The following is a 16,095-nucleotide window of genomic DNA, read 5'->3' as shown; positions in this document are numbered from 1 at the left end:
GCGGCGCCGAGGCGCCAACCTATGCCCAGCTTTATTCGGGAGCATGGGTCCACCCCACATGTAGTGGGTGTCTGACTTAACCGGATAGGCACGCATAATAGTATAATGACAATACGCGTTTAATCCCCTGATAAAGACTTTGATAATCAAGTTTATGTATTAAATAGTATAATTTATTTCGGGCGATGAGCCATAATTTTATTGAGTTAACAGTTTTGTCGATATTAATAATGAAGAGCGACAAGAAGGAGACTGAGTCTCGATAACGCATATTATCGCGCGTAGTGGAATTATTCGGGTTGCTATCATCCCACTGCCGACCAATCGGTCGCATCATGGTCGATCAACGTTCCGACTCTGGTCGGGCTCTCGACGGTGAGATCCTGGCAGATCCCGCGGAATCCCAAGGCTTGGCGTTCGCGCCAGTCCTGACGCCGGGTGGCCAGGCGGCCCTGGTACAGGCTCAGGCGTTTGCCCGTCAGGCGGTCGCACCCGCGACCCTGCGCGCCTACAAAGCGGATTGGACCCACTATGCCGCCTGGTGCGACCGCACCGGCTTTGTCGCGGTTCCGGCGACCCCGGCCGTGGTGGGCGCCTATCTCTCCAGCCTCGCGGGCTCTCATGCGCCCACCATGATCCGCCGGCGCCTGGCGGCGATCGGCACGATGCACCGGTTCAATGATCTGCCGTGGAACCCCGCCCATGGCGATATCCAGCACCCGCTGCGCGGGGCAATCCGCAACCACGGCCGCGCGGTGCAGAAGGCGGCGGCATTGACACTGCCGATGCTGCGCCAGCTCGTCGCCACCTGCGATCGCACCGCACGCGGCCGGCGCGATCGCGCTTTGCTGCTGATCGGCTTTGCCGCGGCGCTGCGCCGCTCGGAACTGGTGGCGCTCCAGGTCGATGATATCGCCGAGGACGCCCGCGGGCTGTGGCTCCGCATCCGGCGCGGCAAGACCGACCAGGCAGGGGAGGGGGCTGAGATCGGCGTGCCGCGGGGCCGCCATGTCGAGACCTGCCCGGTCCGGGCATTCCAGGACTGGATGGAGATCGCCACCCGCAAATCAGGACCTTTATTCCGCCGGATCAGTACCGGCGACACCATTGGGGATGTCGGGATGCATCCGGATGCCGTGCGGCGGATCCTGGCGTATCGCGCCGAGATGGCCGGGCTGGTGATCGAAGGGTTCGATTGCTTGGGGTCCGGACACGAAAGTGAATTTTACGTACGCTTGACCAGAACGAAACACGAATGCGCCGGTCGGCAAGCGCGGGCATGATGAAACTTCTCTGGAATTTTGATTTAAGCGGATAATCGCGAAGAGGTCAGATGATTTTGACATCGACAGGGGGATGGTGCGCCTTCCGTTCGCTGTAGCGATCGACCAGATAGTCGCTGCGGTCGCGCAGCAGCAACGTAAACCGCAGCAGTTCCTCCATCACGTCCGCCACGCGGTCGTAATACGGCGAAGGCAGCATGCGACCAGCTTCGTCGAACTGCTCGTAGGCGCGGGCGACGCTGGATTGGTTGGGAATCACGACCATGCGCATCCAACGGCCAAGCAAGCGCAGCGTGTTGACCGCATTGAAGCTCTGCGACCCCCCCGAAACCTGCATCACCGCCAGCACCCGGCCTTGGGTTGGACGCACCGCGCCGACTTCCAGCGGGATCCAGTCGATCTGATTCTTCATCACTCCGGTCACCGCGCCGTGTTGTTCCGGGCTGCACCAGACCTGTGCTTCGGACCAGATCGATAGCGCGCGCAACTCCTGTACTTTCGGATGATCGGGTGGCACCGTGTTGGTGACCGGCAATTCACGCGGGTCGTAGATTCGGGTTTCGGCACCCATCAGATCGAGCAGCCGGGCGGCCTCCAGGGTCAGCAACCGCGAATAAGACCGCTCTCGCAACGAACCGTAGAGCAACAGGACGCGGGGTTTGTGGGTGGCGCGTGACGCCGGTTCTAGCCGAGAAAAGTCTGGCGGTGCCAGCAAGCCAGGGCGCAGCGCGGGAAATTCCACGGGATCATCCATTGCCGATTGCTCCCACGGCGGGAAGCCATAGCGCAAGTGCGGCGAGTGAGGCGAGCAGCACGGGCGGTGTGATGATCAGGCCGATACGCATGTACTGCCCCCAGGTGATCCGGGTTCCCTTCTGCGCCAGCACGTGCAGCCACAGCAGGGTGGCGAGGCTGCCGATCGGGGTGAATTTCGGGCCAAGATCGCAGCCGATGATGTTGGCATAGACCATGGCGTCGTGGATGCGGGGGGCGACGTGGCCAAGCTGGCCGATCGCCAGCGCGCCCACCAGTACGCTCGGCATGTTGTTCATGATCGAGGAGAGCACGGCCGCCAGGATGCCGGTGCCGAGCGAGGCGGCCCAGATGCCATGGGCGGCAAATACCCTGAGGGCCTGCGCGATGTAGTTGGTCAGACCCGCGTTGCGCAGGCCATAGACCACCAGATACATCCCGAGGCTGAACACCACCACCTGCCAGGGTGCCGAGCGGAGCACGCGGCGAATTTCGATGATCGGGGCGCCGCGTCCGATGGCGCGGCCGGCCAGGGCCAACAGCACGAGCGCGCCGATGATGGTGACGAAGGATACCGGCACACCGAGCGGTGCAGTGATGAAATAGGCGATCAACAACAGCAGCAGAACCGGCCAGGCGGCCCGAAACACCAGAGGATCGCGGATCGCGGATGCGGGGATATCCAGTGCTGCGATGGCGTAGGTTCGGTTGGCGGTGCGGCCGTACATCATGCCCAGAACGGCGAGGGTCGCAATCAGTGCGACGATATCGATCGGCACCATGACGGCCGCGTAGCGATCGAAGCCGATCTTGAAATAATTGGCGCTGACGATGTTGACCAGGTTGGAAATCACCAGCGGCAGGCTGGTGGTGTCGGCAACGAAGCCGGTCGCGATGACGAAAGCGAGCGCCACGGCGGCTGGAAATTCGAGACCGACCAGAATGGCCATCACGATCGGGGTGAGCAGCAGCGCCGCGCCGTCATTGGCAAATACCGCGGCGATAGCGGCGCCGAGCAGCACGATCAGCGGCAGGAGCACCCGGCCCCGGCCGCGGCCCCAGCGCGCGACATGCAGGGCCGCCCAACGAAACAGACCGGCTTCGTCGAGCAGGAGCGAGATAATGATCAGCGCCACGAAGGTGAAGGTCGCGTTCCAGACGATGTGCCAGACCGTCGGGATATTGCGCCAGTGGATCACCCCAATGGCAAGATCGACGATCGCGCCGGCCATCGCACTCCAGCCGATGCCGAGGCCGCGTGGTTGCCAGATGACGAACACAAGGGTTGCGATGAACACCGCAAGAGCGAGCATGAAGAGCCTCGGACTGGAAAGTTTAGGGGACGCGCCGACCGGCGGCATCGATCACGGCCTCACCGTCTTCTTTGGCAAAGGCAGCGCGTTGCGGTGTCGGCAGGATGTCGAGCACGGTTTCAGAAGGCCGGCAGAGTTTGACGCCAAGCGGCGTCACTACGATCGGGCGATTGATCAGGATCGGGTGTGCCATCATGGCGTCGAGCAACGCGGCGTCGGACAAGGTTGGGTCGGCAAGGCCGAGCGGGGCGTAGGGGGTGTCTTTTTCGCGCAACACGCTGCGCACCGGCACATCCATCCGGGTGATCAGATCGATCAGGGTCTCGCGCGATGGCGGGGTTTTCAAATATTCGACAATCGTAGGTTCGATTCCGGAGTTGCGGATCAGAGCGAGCACGTTGCGCGACGTGCCGCAATCGGGATTGTGGTAGATCGTAATGGTCATGCCGCCGAACCCTCATCAGCGCTCGACCCGATCCGACCGATCTCTTGCACGCGGCGCCTGAGCGACGCCTGTTCCAGCTTGGCGAAAGGCAGGCTGGCGAACAATTTGATACGGGTTTCGAGCATCCGAAACGCGGCCCGAAATGCCACGGTGCGTTCGAGGTCGCTTCCGGTAACGGACGCCGGATCTGGCACGCCCCAATGCGCCGTCATGGGTTGCCCCGGCCAGATTGGGCAGACCTCACCCGCGGCATCATCACACACGGTGAACACGAAATCCATTACCGGAGCGCTGGGTGTCGCGAATTCGTCCCATGATTTCGAGCGTAGTCCGGCGGTCGGGAGCCCGGCCTCATCCAGGACCGCAAGCGCGCGCGGATGCACCCCATGTTGCGGATGGCTGCCCGCCGAAAAGCCGCGAAACTTGCCATCGCCCCAGCGTTCGACCAACTTTTCGGCCAGGATGCTGCGGGCGGAATTACCGGTGCAGAGAAACAGCACGTTGAGCGGCTGGTCGCTCATGCCGATTTTGCCTTCGCGCGCATCGTTTTCTGCTTCGCTGAGGGCAGTGCAGGATCGCAGGCCGGGCCGCAGATGGAGATTCCCTGCCCACAGCAGTTCTCGACGAGAAATCCCACCAGCGTGTTCATCGCCGTGAAGTCCGCAGCATAGATGACGTGCCGGCTCGCCCGCCGCTGGCTGATCAGCCCCGCATTGCGGAGTGCCTGAACATGGAAGGTGAGCGAGGACGGGACCAGGCCAAGTTTTTCAGCGATGTTTCCGGCCGCGATACCCGAAGGACCGGCCTCGACAAGGAGCCGATAGGCCGCCAACCGATGCTCATGAGCGAGAGCAGCTAGCGCAGTAACCATCCAGGCAGGATCTGTTTTTGAAGTCCGAGGCATCGTCATTTCCACATTTATCGTAAGGTCATCGTCCTAAAGCCGACACGCCGATTGCGTCAAGCAAATCGTGCGGACTGAAATATGAAAGTTTCTTGACGGTTTGTAGATTACGATTCTATAAGAGTCGTAATATCAAAAGAGTGGGGAGAAATGCCAATGAAAGTGTCACGTCGAACCTTCATACGGACATCCGCGGTTGCAGGCGCTGTCGCCACTCCCATGCTCGCCACGGCGGACATGGTTATGACGGATGGCAAACCCTGGCCTTCGGTCAAAGTGGGAAACGTCAATCAGCTCAGCGCCGGTAAGCCGGTTTCCTTTCAATACCCTGATGCAACGTCACCCGCCTGGCTGTTGAAGCTTGCGGAGCCCGCGTATCAAGGTGCGGGTTCATCGGGCGATATCGTCGCCTTCTCGGGCATCTGCACGCATATGGGCTGCCCTGTAGCATTCAAGGACGGCCGGTTCGTCTGCCCGTGCCATTTATCGATGTTCGATCCCGCACGGAACGGCGTACCCTATCAGGGATTGGCGTCGGATTATTTACCGCAAATCGAACTCAGGATCGATAGCGCAGGCGACATCCACGCCGAGCGCATGTCCGGCCTGATCTGGGGCCGGACGAGCGACGCCGCCTGAGCGGGAAACTCCAAAAGAATCAAGGGAAACGACAATGGCTTTGTACCGCCGTGAAGAATCCGTCCCGCTGCCGCCCAGCAATGCGGAAGCCTATAATACCGTCTGCCAGTATTGCACGGTCGGTTGCGGCTACAAGGTGTATGTCTGGCCAGACGGGCTCGCCGGTGGGTTGAAGTCCGGCGACAACGCGTTCGGGATCGATTTCTCCAGCCCACAGCCACCGATCGTAGGATTTTCCTACACTGAGTCGATGCATTCAACGATCCGCAAGCGCAATGGCGGAACCTATCACGTCGCGATCGTGCCGGCGCACGATTCGCCGATCAACCCGATGGGTAACCATTCGAGCCGCGGCGCGGTCAACGCCAAAACGACTTGGTCCGACAGCCGACCGACTCAGGCGCGGCTGCACTATCCGCTGTTGCGCGTCGGGACGGAGTTCAACGCGATCCCATGGGACGCCGCGATCGAGTTGCAGGCACGGGTGATCAAGGGTGTCGCCGACAAGTACGGTGCCGACGAGCTTTGTTCCAAAATCTACGACCATGGCGGTGGTGGTGGGGGTATGGAGAACACCTATGGCACGGGGCGCTTGCTGTTCACCGGCCTGCAGATGAAGCATGTCGGCATCCATAATCGGCCCGGCTACAGTTCAGAAACCTGGGGCACCCGCGATCGCGGCGTGCATGAGCTGAATTATTGCTACGATGACGCGCGCCTCGCCGACACCATCATGCTGTGGGGCTCCAACGCTTACGAAACCGCGACGGTGTTTTTCGTCGCGCACATGATGCCCAACCTGCAAGGTGCGACCAAGGACGAGAAGAAGACGCACTACGCCAATGGCGAGGCGATCGCACCCGCGCGCATGGTCATCGTCGATCCGCGGATTTCCGCAACGGTCAACGTGGCGCGTGAAACCGGCGCGAAGGTGCTTCACCTGCGGCCCAATCTTGGCACCGACTACATGCTGATGAACGCGGTGGCACGCGCCGTGTGGGAGAAAAAATACTACAACAAGGACTTCCTGAACCAGCACACCGATATGACGAGTTTCGAGGACTACAAGAAGAAATCCCTCGAACTGCACATGCCCTACAAGGACTTCATGGCTCGCGCGCAGAAAATCTCCGGCGTGCCGGTGGCGCAGATCGAGCAGGCGGCTGCCTGGATCGCCCAGCCCAAGCCTGGCGGCCATTGGCGGCGCAGCCTGATCCTCTACGAGAAGGGCGTGATCTGGAACTATCGGCAATATGACGCGGTTGCGGCAATTGCCCAGATCGGCGCGCTCACCTTCAATATCGGCCGGCCAGGCACGGGAACCGGACGGGTCGGCGGGCATCAGGAGGGCTATGCGCGTCCCGATTATCCCGGCCCGAAACCACCGCCGGATGTCGATAAATACGTGCAGGACGGCAAGGGCAAAACCTTCTGGCTGACCGGCTGCAATCCGTATCTGGCGGCCCAGAACAATGCTTATTTCCGCAAGCGGGTCGGCGAGCGGGCGCAGGCGCTGACCGACTACCTGTCGGCGCAGAAGCAGGGCGATGGCGAGCCCGCGTCGATGGAGCACCTTGCCGCGCGCATTCTTGAAGGGCTGGACAAGACCAACGGTTTGTTCGTCACCGTGCAGAACATCTATATGGTCGAGAGTACCCGTGACGCGCATCTGATCCTGCCGGCGGCGCAATGGGGTGAGGCGGAAAACATTTCGCTCAATTGTGGTGACCGCCTGATGCGGCTCGATGACCGGTTTATGGACCCGCCGGGCGACGCCAAGCCGGATTGGGAAATCCACGGTCTGGTCGGCCAGAAACTTGAAGCGCTCTACCAGGCCGACGGCAAGGCCGATATAGCCAAGCGGTTTGCCGGCATGGATTGGAAACATGGCGCGGATGTCGTCAAATCGATCCAGGACGACCTTTATGCCGGAATGAACACGAAGGTTCCGGCCTCGCGGGCCAGCACGCTCGATCCTGAAAGCTTCAAGGGTGTTGACTATGGCTACCTACGCAAAGTCGGCCAGAAGGGCATCCAAACCCCGGTTCGCACCGACCCGAGCACCGGTGAGTTGGTCGGCACCAAGCGGCTCTATTCGACATTCTATTTCATGACCAAGGACGGCAAATTCAGTTGGTACGGTACCCGGCCGTGGGATGACCACGCCTCCGCCACGGTGGTTGCGGGCTACCTGAAATCGGACCGGACCAAATATCCATTCTGGTTCACCATGGGCCGCAGCCAGCCACTCTGGCAGACCAGCTACCACATGCGCCACCTGCCCGAGAAAACCGAAACGACGCCATTGCCGTTCGTGCAGATCAATCCTGCGGACGTGAAAAAACTCGGTGTCAGCGACGGTGACATCGTGATGATCCACAACGATCAGGGCAACGAGACCTTTGCAGTCTATGAGACCGATGCAGTGCCGGCAGGGACGGTGTTTGCGCTGATGTACCACTGGCTCGGCACATCCAACAGCCTCACGTCGCCCTACACTGACCCGATGAGCACAAACCCATGGTATAAAGGAACCCGTGTTGGAATTCGAAAATTGTCAGGTAATTTCGCCAGCGTTGCCGCGACGACCAGTTTCCGACCAACCAACCATTTCACCTGATGAAACATCCGCCACTCGTCTGTTGACTTAATCGACATGGCGCCGCAAGCGAGTGTCTTTAGGGCAGGAAAACGGCTGAAAATATCAAAGGATGGGAAAAGATCGACGAACATTCAGGCCCGGCTAATCAGTGGCAGGAGTTATGGTGGAGGCGGCCGTTCGCGTTCGGTTTATGGTTTGCCGACGGATCCGATACGTGCGGGCGAGTGCGGAAACTGGCGCACCGATCACCGGTTGAGTGGCGATGTCTGTTTTCTGATCATCCGTCAGAGCACCAGGCCGACCAATTGCCTTGCCGGTCCTGCGGGCGCGGGCGAGGCCAGCTTGGGCCAGCTCGATAAGCAGGTCTCTTTCAAAATCTGCCACGGCCGCGATAACCTGCATGGTCATTCGACCAGCTGAGCTGGTCAGATCGACCCCGCCGAGGGAGAGGCAATGCAGCCGAACGCCGAGGCCGGCGAGCGCATCAACTGTCGCGCGGACATCGAGGGCGTTGGGGCCGAGACGATCGAGTTTGGTGACAACAAGCACGTCATCCGTTTTGTGCTGGTCAGGCAGGGGCGAAATAAAAGGCCGGTTCATTGCCGGAGCCCCGCCGGAAATTGTCTCAGTGACGACGCGGCCGGCTTGGATCGCAAAGCCGGCGCCCTTGACCTCCATCACCTGGTTATCGGCCGATTGGTCGATGGTCGATGGTCGATGGTCGATGGTCGATGGTCGATGGTCGATGGTCGAGGCAAGGGCATATAACTCGTCCAAAAGGGATGGCCGATATCCCGCTATGTGCAAAACCACCTCAAGCCTATGTTTTGGCCATGGCGAAATCGCCTGACCGAAAACGATCGTTTTCGGACGACCGAGTTTCGATCCACGCCCCCACGCGAGGGGCGACGATAGTGCCACCGTCCGGTGTAGAGCCACGGCACGTTTCGATCCACGCCCCCACGCGAGGGGCGACTCGCTGGCGGCGCACCGGTACTCTCGCTCAAGTGGTTTCGATCCACGCCCCCACGCGAGGGGCGACCAGCGATCGTGTGGGGTGTGCGCAACGGTGTGCCGTTTCGATCCACGCCCCCACGCGAGGGGCGACGTTGCGGCGTGACCTATATCACCGACGATACCGGTTTCGATCCACGCCCCCACGCGAGGGGCGACCGCCCGGCACGACCGCCATCGCGCCCTCGGCTGGTTTCGATCCACGCCCCCACGCGAGGGGCGACTTGCGCGCCGGGGCTGTATTGGTTCGATTTCCGTTTCGATCCACACCCCCACGCGAGGGGCGACGCGCCGAACGTCGGTGATGGGACGTTCGTGCTAGTTTCGATCCACGCCCCCACGCGAGGGGCGACAAGACATACGATTAGATAGCTTGTGGCAGCGCTAGTTTCGATCCACGCCCCCACGCGAGGGGTGACACGCGACAACGCCCTGATCGCCGACGAGGTGATGTTTCGATCCACGCCCCCACGCGAGGGGCGACATGGGCTTTTTACCGGATATCGGCGCAATGCAAGTTTCGATCCACGCCCCCACGCGAGGGGCGACGGTCAGGACCAGCGTGGCGTTGGTCAGGGTGTTGTTTCGATCCACGCCCCCACGCGAGGGGCGACTTCCAGTAACCGATTGGACATTGAAGCCGTGCGCAGTTTCGATCCACGCCCCCACGCGAGGGGCGACCGGCCTGTTCTGATTAGGATTGCACAGGCAACGGTTTCGATCCACGCCCCCACGCGAGGGGCGACAAACGGAATGCGCTTGACCCGCCGATCGCCCATGTTTCGATCCACGCCCCCACGCGAGGGGCGACCCGTGCTCACGATCGCGATTCCGCCTGGGTCAAAGGTTTCGATCCACGCCCCCACGCGAGGGGCGACTGCCATTGGCTTCGGCGACGTCGCTGGCAGTCAAGGTTTCGATCCACGCCCCCACGCGAGGGGCGACATCCTCAGGGCGAAATTGACGCTGCAATCGCCGTGTTTCGATCCACGCCCCCACGCGAGGGGCGACTATGCGCCGCGATCTCGCGATCGATCACCGCCTTGTTTCGATCCACGCCCCCACGCGAGGGGCGACCGTTGACGGGCGGGAATGCCGTAGACGCCACCGGTTTCGATCCACGCCCCCACGCGAGGGGCGACCCGCGCGCACATCGATGGCGACCCTGCGTCGCCCGTTTCGATCCACGCCCCCACGCGAGGGGCGACCGGGTTCAGCGGATGGTCGGTGTTTCTGGTCGCGTTTCGATCCACGCCCCCACGCGAGGGGCGACTCCTTGTTCTCGCTCTTGGCCGTGCGCCAGGCCAGTTTCGATCCACGCCCCCACGCGAGGGGCGACAGGGGAGTTTGAGAATACCGGCCCTTGCACCGTAGTTTCGATCCACGCCCCCACGCGAGGGGCGACGGCGCGAGTGCGACACCTTCGGGATCGGTCACGGTGTTTCGATCCACGCCCCCACGCGAGGGGCGACTTTATCTTGATAATTCGGACCTTTATCCACCGTCGTTTCGATCCACGCCCCCACGCGAGGGGCGACCACTTTGATCAATATAGGTTCCGCCAGTCGCATTGTTTCGATCCACGCCCCCACGCGAGGGGCGACACGCCGGATAACGAGCCTCGGTCCCGCACTCGTAGTTTCGATCCACGCCCCCACGCGAGGGGCGACATGCGGGCGGCGATTATGCGGGCGCTGATTGATGTTTCGATCCACGCCCCCACGCGAGGGGCGACGCCGGAATTGCGCGATCGCTGTTTTGATATCGTTGTTTCGATCCACGCCCCCACGCGAGGGGCGACTCGCGAGCGGTGAGGCTGCGGCGCCGGCGTTGATGTTTCGATCCACGCCCCCACGCGAGGGGCGACGACGCCGGAGGGCGTGAGTTCGCCGGATTTTCTGTTTCGATCCACGCCCCCACGCGAGGGGCGACGCACTACCCGGCGCCGACGAACTGGCCCGCATCGTTTCGATCCACGCCCCCACGCGAGGGGCGACGTTCCTCTCGCTCGGCTATGTCGGCGGCACGCTGTTTCGATCCACGCCCCCACGCGAGGGGCGACATTTCGAGCGTCGAGAGACCGGCTTCCATGCCGAGTTTCGATCCACGCCCCCACGCGAGGGGCGACGCGCAACCGCCCATCCCCGTCACCCTCGCAACCGTTTCGATCCACGCCCCCACGCGAGGGGCGACTGCGAGAGCACTACGCTCCGCTCCGCAATGCGCCGTTTCGATCCACGCCCCCACGCGAGGGGCGACACGCCTCGCTCATGCGGCAGCCTGTGCACAGCAGTTTCGATCCACGCCCCCACGCGAGGGGCGACGGTGATCATCGGTAATCCGCCGCTGTAGCTGATGTTTCGATCCACGCCCCCACGCGAGGGGCGACGATGGCTGGGGGCCGTTTCAGGGTATGGGCACGGTTTCGATCCACGCCCCCACGCGAGGGGCGACGCTGTCGCGGCGACGGCCGCCATTACGATCACCGGTTTCGATCCACGCCCCCACGCGAGGGGCGACTGGCGATCGGGTATCGACGCGCTCGATCTGGACGTTTCGATCCACGCCCCCACGCGAGGGGCGACGTTGGCGGTTCTCGGCAACACCGTCCTGCAATGTGTTTCGATCCACGCCCCGGAACGTGTCAACGACAATGAGACACCCGGGTCTGGCATTTAGACTTGGGCTTTGAGCGTTGGGATGGGTGGATTGATCCAGGCTGCGGTTGGTTTGGCTGGTGGAGCTGGTGACTTGTTGACGAAGCGTTCGGGGTTCCGGCGGAACGCGTGATCAAGCGTGGTCTGGCGCGCGGCATAGACCTGATCGGCCTGGCCGTAATGGACCTGATCGGGTGTCATCAAGCCGATTCCGGCGTGGTGATGGTCCTGATTATACCAGTCAAAGAAGCCGCGGCAGAAGGTTTTTGCATCTTCGATGCAGCCGAAGCGTTTGGGGAATTGCGGCTGATATTTCAGGGTTTTGAAATGGGCTTCGGAGAACGGGTTGTCGTTCGAGGTATGCGGCCGGCTGTGTGACTTGGTCACGCCGAGATCAGCGAGAAGGAGGGCGGTGGCCTTGGCTTTCATCGGGCCGCCGCGATCGGCATGCAGGGTAAGCTGGCCCGGGGGAACTTGATGTTTGACGATGGCGTCATCGAACAGGGGGCGGAACAGGCTGGCGGTTTCGGCATCGGCAATGCACCAGCCGACAACGCGACGGCTGAAGATGTCGAGGATGACATAGAGGTAGAAATAGCTCCATTTCGCCGGCCCCATCAGTTTCGTGATGTCCCAGGTCCAAACCTCGTTGGGGCGTTCGGCGAGCAATTCGGGTTTTTGATAGGCAGGATGGCGCAACTGCGCGCGTCGCTCGCGCACCGCGATGTTGCTGCCGAGGAGGCGGTACATGGTGCGGATTGAGCAATGGTAGGTGTTTTCGTCGAGCAGGGTGGCAAAGATCTCGGCCGGCACCTGATCGGCGAACCGGGGTTCGTGCAGCAGATCGAGCACGATCTGTCGTTGGGTGGCGTTCAGCGCGCGGGGCGGTTGCTGGCGTGGCCGTGGCAGCCCTGGCGGTTTTGCCTGGATGGCGCGTCGGCGTTGCACACTGGCGCGGGACAGCCCCAGTGCGGCGCAGGCGGCTTTGGTGATGCCGTCGGCGGGTGCAAGAGCGGCGATGGCGTTGGTCATGTCGCGTCGTCGCTGGGGTCCAGCGGGATCCCGAGCAGCGTCGCAATTTTTTTTTGCACATCGATGACGGCTTCGGCGCGTGCGAGGCGGCGGGTGAGGCGCAGATTGTCGCGCTGGAGTGCGGCCATTTCAGCGGCCAGCGGGTTGACCGGTGCCGCCTTGCGCCCGCGCTTTTGCGGTGCCAACGCGCCAAATGCTCCGGCAGCGCGCTGACGCCGCCAGTCGGTCAGGGCCGAGGAATACAGGCCCTCGCGGCGCAAAATGGCGGCGATGTCGCCGGGCTGGGACGCGCGATCGGTCTCGGCCAGGATGCGCAGTTTGTCCTGCACGTTGAACACCCGGCGCTGCGGCCGTGGCGATAATTCCGGCGAGGCGGCAGCCGGCGCCGGCACGACCGTCGGCCTCCGGCCGCCGTCCGCACCGGCACCGGCTGCCGCCTCGATGGGGGATGGTGAAATCATGGGCATGATCGATGTAAACCTTCTACGCCCTCAAGGGTAATTTCCCGGGGGGTTCGTGTCTCATCGTCATTGGCACGGAGGGCCCCCACGCGAGGGGCGACCTCCGGATGAAACGCCAAGTCGCGGAGGCCGGTGTTTCGATCCACGCCCCCACGCGAGGGGCGACCGATGCCGCTGGCCAGCAGCTGCTCGCGCGTGCTGTTTCGATCCACGCCCCCACGCGAGGGGCGACTCACTTCAAGCATGTGTTCGCGGCGACCAGGACGTTTCGATCCACGCCCCCACGCGAGGGGCGACCTGGAGCCGAGCCGCATCGTGGCGAGGGTTGATGGTTTCGATCCACGCCCCCACGCGAGGGGCGACGCGCCGCAAACCGGGTTGGGAGGTGAGTAGGATGTTTCGATCCACGCCCCCACGCGAGGGGCGACGTCATGCCCTGCGACTGCGCGAGTGCCCAAGCTGTTTCGATCCACGCCCCCACGCGAGGGGCGACGCGAGCCGCCGACGTGGAGGTTTTTCGAGGACTGTTTCGATCCACGCCCCCACGCGAGGGGCGACATGCGATGGCCGCGCTCTGCGATTGCGTGGCGATGTTTCGATCCACGCCCCCACGCGAGGGGCGACTCACCACGTTGCCGTATGGCGCCTGATCGGGAAAGTTTCGATCCACGCCCCCACGCGAGGGGCGACCCTGCTGCGAGATCGTCGCGCGGTGGGTGCAGGCGTTTCGATCCACGCCCCCACGCGAGGGGCGACGCTTTTCGCCATGGTAGATGATCAAGACTACGAAGTTTCGATCCACGCCCCCACGCGAGGGGCGACTGGATCGACTTGGGCCGACGCCGATCTGTGCTCAGTTTCGATCCACGCCCCCACGCGAGGGGCGACCGGCTGACGCCGCACAAAAAAACCCGGATGAGATGTTTCGATCCACGCCCCCACGCGAGGGGCGACTATGGAAAAATCGCCGCAATCCAGCCATCGCCCCGGTTTCGATCCACGCCCCCACGCGAGGGGCGACGGGCACGCTAGGCAACGGCTACGATATCCGGTTGTTTCGATCCACGCCCCCACGCGAGGGGCGACACTCCGATGTTTCAACCTGTCCTGCCGGGTTTTGTTTCGATCCACGCCCCCACGCGAGGGGCGACTTCCATCGGTCCCTCCAGGTGCTCATGCACACTGGTTTCGATCCACGCCCCCACGCGAGGGGCGACCCAGCGGCGGGTCGCACTGCCACGTCACCGGACGGTTTCGATCCACGCCCCCACGCGAGGGGCGACGCAGCGAGTGCTTGCACAAATGGCCTATGCAGCGTTTCGATCCACGCCCCCACGCGAGGGGCGACGGCGATCGCCTTGGTCCGCCGATAGGCACTCTCGTTTCGATCCACGCCCCCACGCGAGGGGCGACTTGCAGCATCTGCAGCTGCGCTGTCGAGATACCGGTTTCGATCCACGCCCCCACGCGAGGGGCGACCGCCGGTGTTTTCGATGTTCGCCGGCATCACTTTGTTTCGATCCACGCCCCCACGCGAGGGGCGACGGCGTTTGATTATCACAAGATAATTAGACGATAAATCACTAATAATGCGCGAACCTGTCGCTTGAACGGCATACCGGAAAAATTTGATCACACGACAGGTCGCTAACCTATTCAATTATCAAAGATCACTCTCAGCGCGAACGTGCACACAAAGTCCCAACAGCTCCATGTTCGCGCTGGCCTAGAACAGCAGCGGACCTTCTAAATCAGTCGCGGGCTTTGCGCCGACGTGCTCCACTCGACGTTGACCGTCAGCGCCGAGACGATAGAATCGTAGGCTGTCTTCGTCGACCTTGATTTCTGAGATCAGACGGCCTCGCAACGCAGCCCATTGCGCGGGATCAACCTCGCATTCGAACACTGAATTCTGTACCCGCTGGCCGTAATCCAGACAGGCTCTTGCAATCCGGCGCAGCCGCCTGCGGCCAGCGGGATCAATTGTGCTCACATCGTAGGTAATGAGCATCAACATGTAATTGTCATTTCCAAATGAACGCTGGATAGCCGTCGATATCGCCGCGCAGATGGCGGGCTAGCAACTGCGCCTGAATATGCGGCACCAACCCAAGAGTTACTTTCTCGCCGAGAAAAGGATGCGTCAGTTCATCCTTTTTCCGCTCCTGGTAGGCAACCAGTAGTTCTTTTCGGGCAGCATTAGTCAGCAAAACCGCACCGCCGGCTTCCACGACAAAGTCCTTCGCTACCAATTGCCGCCGGTTCACCAGGCTTAGTGCTAGGCGATCTGCCAGTACCGGGCGCATTTCTTCCATCAAGTCGAGCGCCAAGCTCGCTCGGCCTGGTCGGTCCAAGTGCAGATAGCCAACTTGTGGGTCGAGACCAGCGCTCTCCAGCGCGGATCGGCAATCGTGCCCGAGCATGGCGTAAAGGAAGGATAGCAACGCATTGATCCGGTCCAATGGTGGCCGGCGGGAGCGGCCGGTAAAGGCGAAGGACCGGTCTTCAACCAAGATGAGGTGATCGAGGACGGAAAAGTAAACCTGGGCAGCTTCGCCCTCGATCCCGCGAAGACCGGCGATTTCAGTACCTTGTAGTGCCCGTCGCGCGATATCGGTCAGTCTGGTTTCCGCGATGTTCGTTGCGGCTCGTGCCGCTGTGGCCATGCCCTCGCCATGGTCGCGCAAGGCGCGGCGGATAACGGTACGTTGGTTGGCTGTTTTCGCGGCAACGATTCCACGAACGATAGCGGTGGCACCGAGCGGGTTGTCGGCCAGCCGATACTGTGCTCGGCGGAGTAGAACGTTACCACTGCGTGGCCCTTCGACCCGCGCGATGAACTTGCCGTTCGGGGTAAGGAGAGAGACGGCTACCCCGGCTTCGGCGCAGGCGGCTAGCCCATCTTATTCGCCGCATGTCAGGGATTCGCTGGCGGGTGTGGCTTAAGTCATTGAGTTTGAGCAAAAATATGGGTGCTGACGCCAACCTTGCT

At 62.2% G+C, this 16,095-nt stretch carries 11 protein-coding genes, 1 pseudogene and 2 CRISPR repeat arrays; of the genes and pseudogenes, 3 read left to right on the top strand and 9 right to left on the bottom strand.

The features are described 5' to 3' along the window. The first annotated feature begins 335 nt into the window (after positions 1-335). Positions 336-1,283 carry an integrase gene (locus tag B7X49_RS16605; protein WP_286840282.1) on the top strand — a complete coding sequence of 316 codons (948 nt, stop codon included), beginning with the start codon at positions 336-338 and terminating at the stop codon, positions 1,281-1,283. Between the two features lie 46 nt (positions 1,284-1,329). On the opposite strand, the gene arsH is transcribed toward B7X49_RS16605, so the two are convergent. The 5 genes from arsH to B7X49_RS16580 are packed head-to-tail and all read right to left on the bottom strand — an operon-like array spanning position 1,330 to position 4,704. Next, positions 1,330-2,037 carry an arsenical resistance protein ArsH gene (arsH, locus tag B7X49_RS16600; RefSeq protein ID WP_286840279.1) on the bottom strand — a complete coding sequence of 236 codons (708 nt, stop codon included), beginning with the start codon at positions 2,035-2,037 and terminating at the stop codon, positions 1,330-1,332. Then, the gene (locus B7X49_RS16595) at positions 2,030-3,349 is read right to left on the bottom strand and encodes an arsenic transporter (RefSeq protein WP_286840276.1); all 1,320 of its coding nucleotides are present in this window, start codon (positions 3,347-3,349) and stop codon (positions 2,030-2,032) included. The genes arsH and B7X49_RS16595 overlap by 8 nt, the downstream gene beginning before the upstream one ends. 22 nt (positions 3,350-3,371) lie before the next feature. Beyond that, entirely contained in the window at positions 3,372-3,794 is a 423-nt protein-coding gene (gene arsC, locus B7X49_RS16590) for an arsenate reductase (glutaredoxin) (protein WP_265637259.1), read from the bottom strand. Further along, on the bottom strand, positions 3,791-4,315 hold the full coding sequence (locus B7X49_RS16585) for an arsenate reductase ArsC (RefSeq protein ID WP_286840271.1): 525 nt from the start codon (positions 4,313-4,315) through the stop codon (positions 3,791-3,793). Before B7X49_RS16585 ends, arsC begins: the two co-directional genes overlap by 4 nt. Continuing rightward, a complete protein-coding gene (locus B7X49_RS16580) occupies positions 4,312-4,704 on the bottom strand; it encodes a helix-turn-helix transcriptional regulator (RefSeq protein WP_035231894.1) in 393 nt (130 codons plus the stop codon). Before B7X49_RS16580 ends, B7X49_RS16585 begins: the two co-directional genes overlap by 4 nt. A 144-nt stretch (positions 4,705-4,848) precedes the next feature. Here B7X49_RS16580 and B7X49_RS16575 point away from each other — a divergent pair, with 144 nt between their 5' ends. Both B7X49_RS16575 and B7X49_RS16570 read left to right on the top strand, forming a co-directional pair. Next, positions 4,849-5,337, top strand: coding sequence for an arsenate reductase (azurin) small subunit (locus tag B7X49_RS16575; RefSeq protein WP_029314338.1), 489 nt, complete (start codon positions 4,849-4,851; stop codon positions 5,335-5,337). Between the two features lie 34 nt (positions 5,338-5,371). After that, complete coding sequence (locus B7X49_RS16570) at positions 5,372-7,957, top strand: arsenate reductase (azurin) large subunit (protein WP_286840265.1); 2,586 nt, start codon at positions 5,372-5,374, stop codon at positions 7,955-7,957. 123 nt (positions 7,958-8,080) lie between these two features. Here B7X49_RS16570 and B7X49_RS16565 read toward each other — a convergent pair whose 3' ends face one another. The 4 genes and pseudogenes from B7X49_RS16565 to cas1c form a co-directional block, all read right to left on the bottom strand. After that, positions 8,081-8,716 carry a recombinase family protein gene (locus tag B7X49_RS16565; RefSeq protein ID WP_286840264.1) on the bottom strand — a complete coding sequence of 212 codons (636 nt, stop codon included), beginning with the start codon at positions 8,714-8,716 and terminating at the stop codon, positions 8,081-8,083. Between the two features lie 101 nt (positions 8,717-8,817). Further along, positions 8,818-11,538: a CRISPR direct-repeat array (repeat unit 32 nt; unit sequence GTTTCGATCCACGCCCCCACGCGAGGGGCGAC). Between the two features lie 90 nt (positions 11,539-11,628). Further along, a protein-coding gene (locus B7X49_RS16560) for an IS3 family transposase (protein WP_408735603.1) occupies positions 11,629-13,109 on the bottom strand; the annotation gives its coding sequence in 2 pieces (ribosomal slippage) (positions 11,629-12,680 and positions 12,680-13,109; 1,482 coding nt in all). Between the two features lie 128 nt (positions 13,110-13,237). Then, positions 13,238-14,648: a CRISPR direct-repeat array (repeat unit 32 nt; unit sequence GTTTCGATCCACGCCCCCACGCGAGGGGCGAC). 181 nt (positions 14,649-14,829) lie between these two features. Then, a complete protein-coding gene (gene cas2, locus B7X49_RS16555; RefSeq protein WP_286840261.1) occupies positions 14,830-15,120 on the bottom strand; it encodes a CRISPR-associated endonuclease Cas2 in 291 nt (96 codons plus the stop codon). 7 nt (positions 15,121-15,127) lie between these two features. Beyond that, a pseudogene (gene cas1c / locus B7X49_RS16550) lies at positions 15,128-16,000 on the bottom strand (type I-C CRISPR-associated endonuclease Cas1c); the annotation flags it as partial. Positions 16,001-16,095: the final 95 nt, after the last annotated feature.

The organism is Acidiphilium sp. 34-64-41 (assembly GCF_002282635.1).
Lineage (GTDB): Bacteria > Pseudomonadota > Alphaproteobacteria > Acetobacterales > Acetobacteraceae > Acidiphilium > Acidiphilium rubrum.
Note: the sequence above shows the minus strand (reverse complement) of the source record. Positions and strands in the feature narration are given on the sequence as shown.

Excerpts from the sequence above, each read along its gene's own strand:
- arsH (WP_286840279.1), bottom strand. The coding sequence starts at position 2,037 with ATGGATGATCCCGTGGAATTTCCCGCGCTGCGCCCTGGCTTGCTGGCA.
- B7X49_RS16570 (WP_286840265.1), top strand. The coding sequence starts at position 5,372 with ATGGCTTTGTACCGCCGTGAAGAATCCGTCCCGCTGCCGCCCAGCAAT.
- B7X49_RS16585 (WP_286840271.1), bottom strand. The coding sequence starts at position 4,315 with ATGAGCGACCAGCCGCTCAACGTGCTGTTTCTCTGCACCGGTAATTCC.
- cas2 (WP_286840261.1), bottom strand. The coding sequence starts at position 15,120 with ATGTTGATGCTCATTACCTACGATGTGAGCACAATTGATCCCGCTGGC.
- B7X49_RS16575 (WP_029314338.1), top strand. The coding sequence starts at position 4,849 with ATGCCAATGAAAGTGTCACGTCGAACCTTCATACGGACATCCGCGGTT.
- B7X49_RS16595 (WP_286840276.1), bottom strand. The coding sequence starts at position 3,349 with ATGCTCGCTCTTGCGGTGTTCATCGCAACCCTTGTGTTCGTCATCTGG.
- B7X49_RS16580 (WP_035231894.1), bottom strand. The coding sequence starts at position 4,704 with ATGACGATGCCTCGGACTTCAAAAACAGATCCTGCCTGGATGGTTACT.
- B7X49_RS16605 (WP_286840282.1), top strand. The coding sequence starts at position 336 with ATGGTCGATCAACGTTCCGACTCTGGTCGGGCTCTCGACGGTGAGATC.
- arsC (WP_265637259.1), bottom strand. The coding sequence starts at position 3,794 with ATGACCATTACGATCTACCACAATCCCGATTGCGGCACGTCGCGCAAC.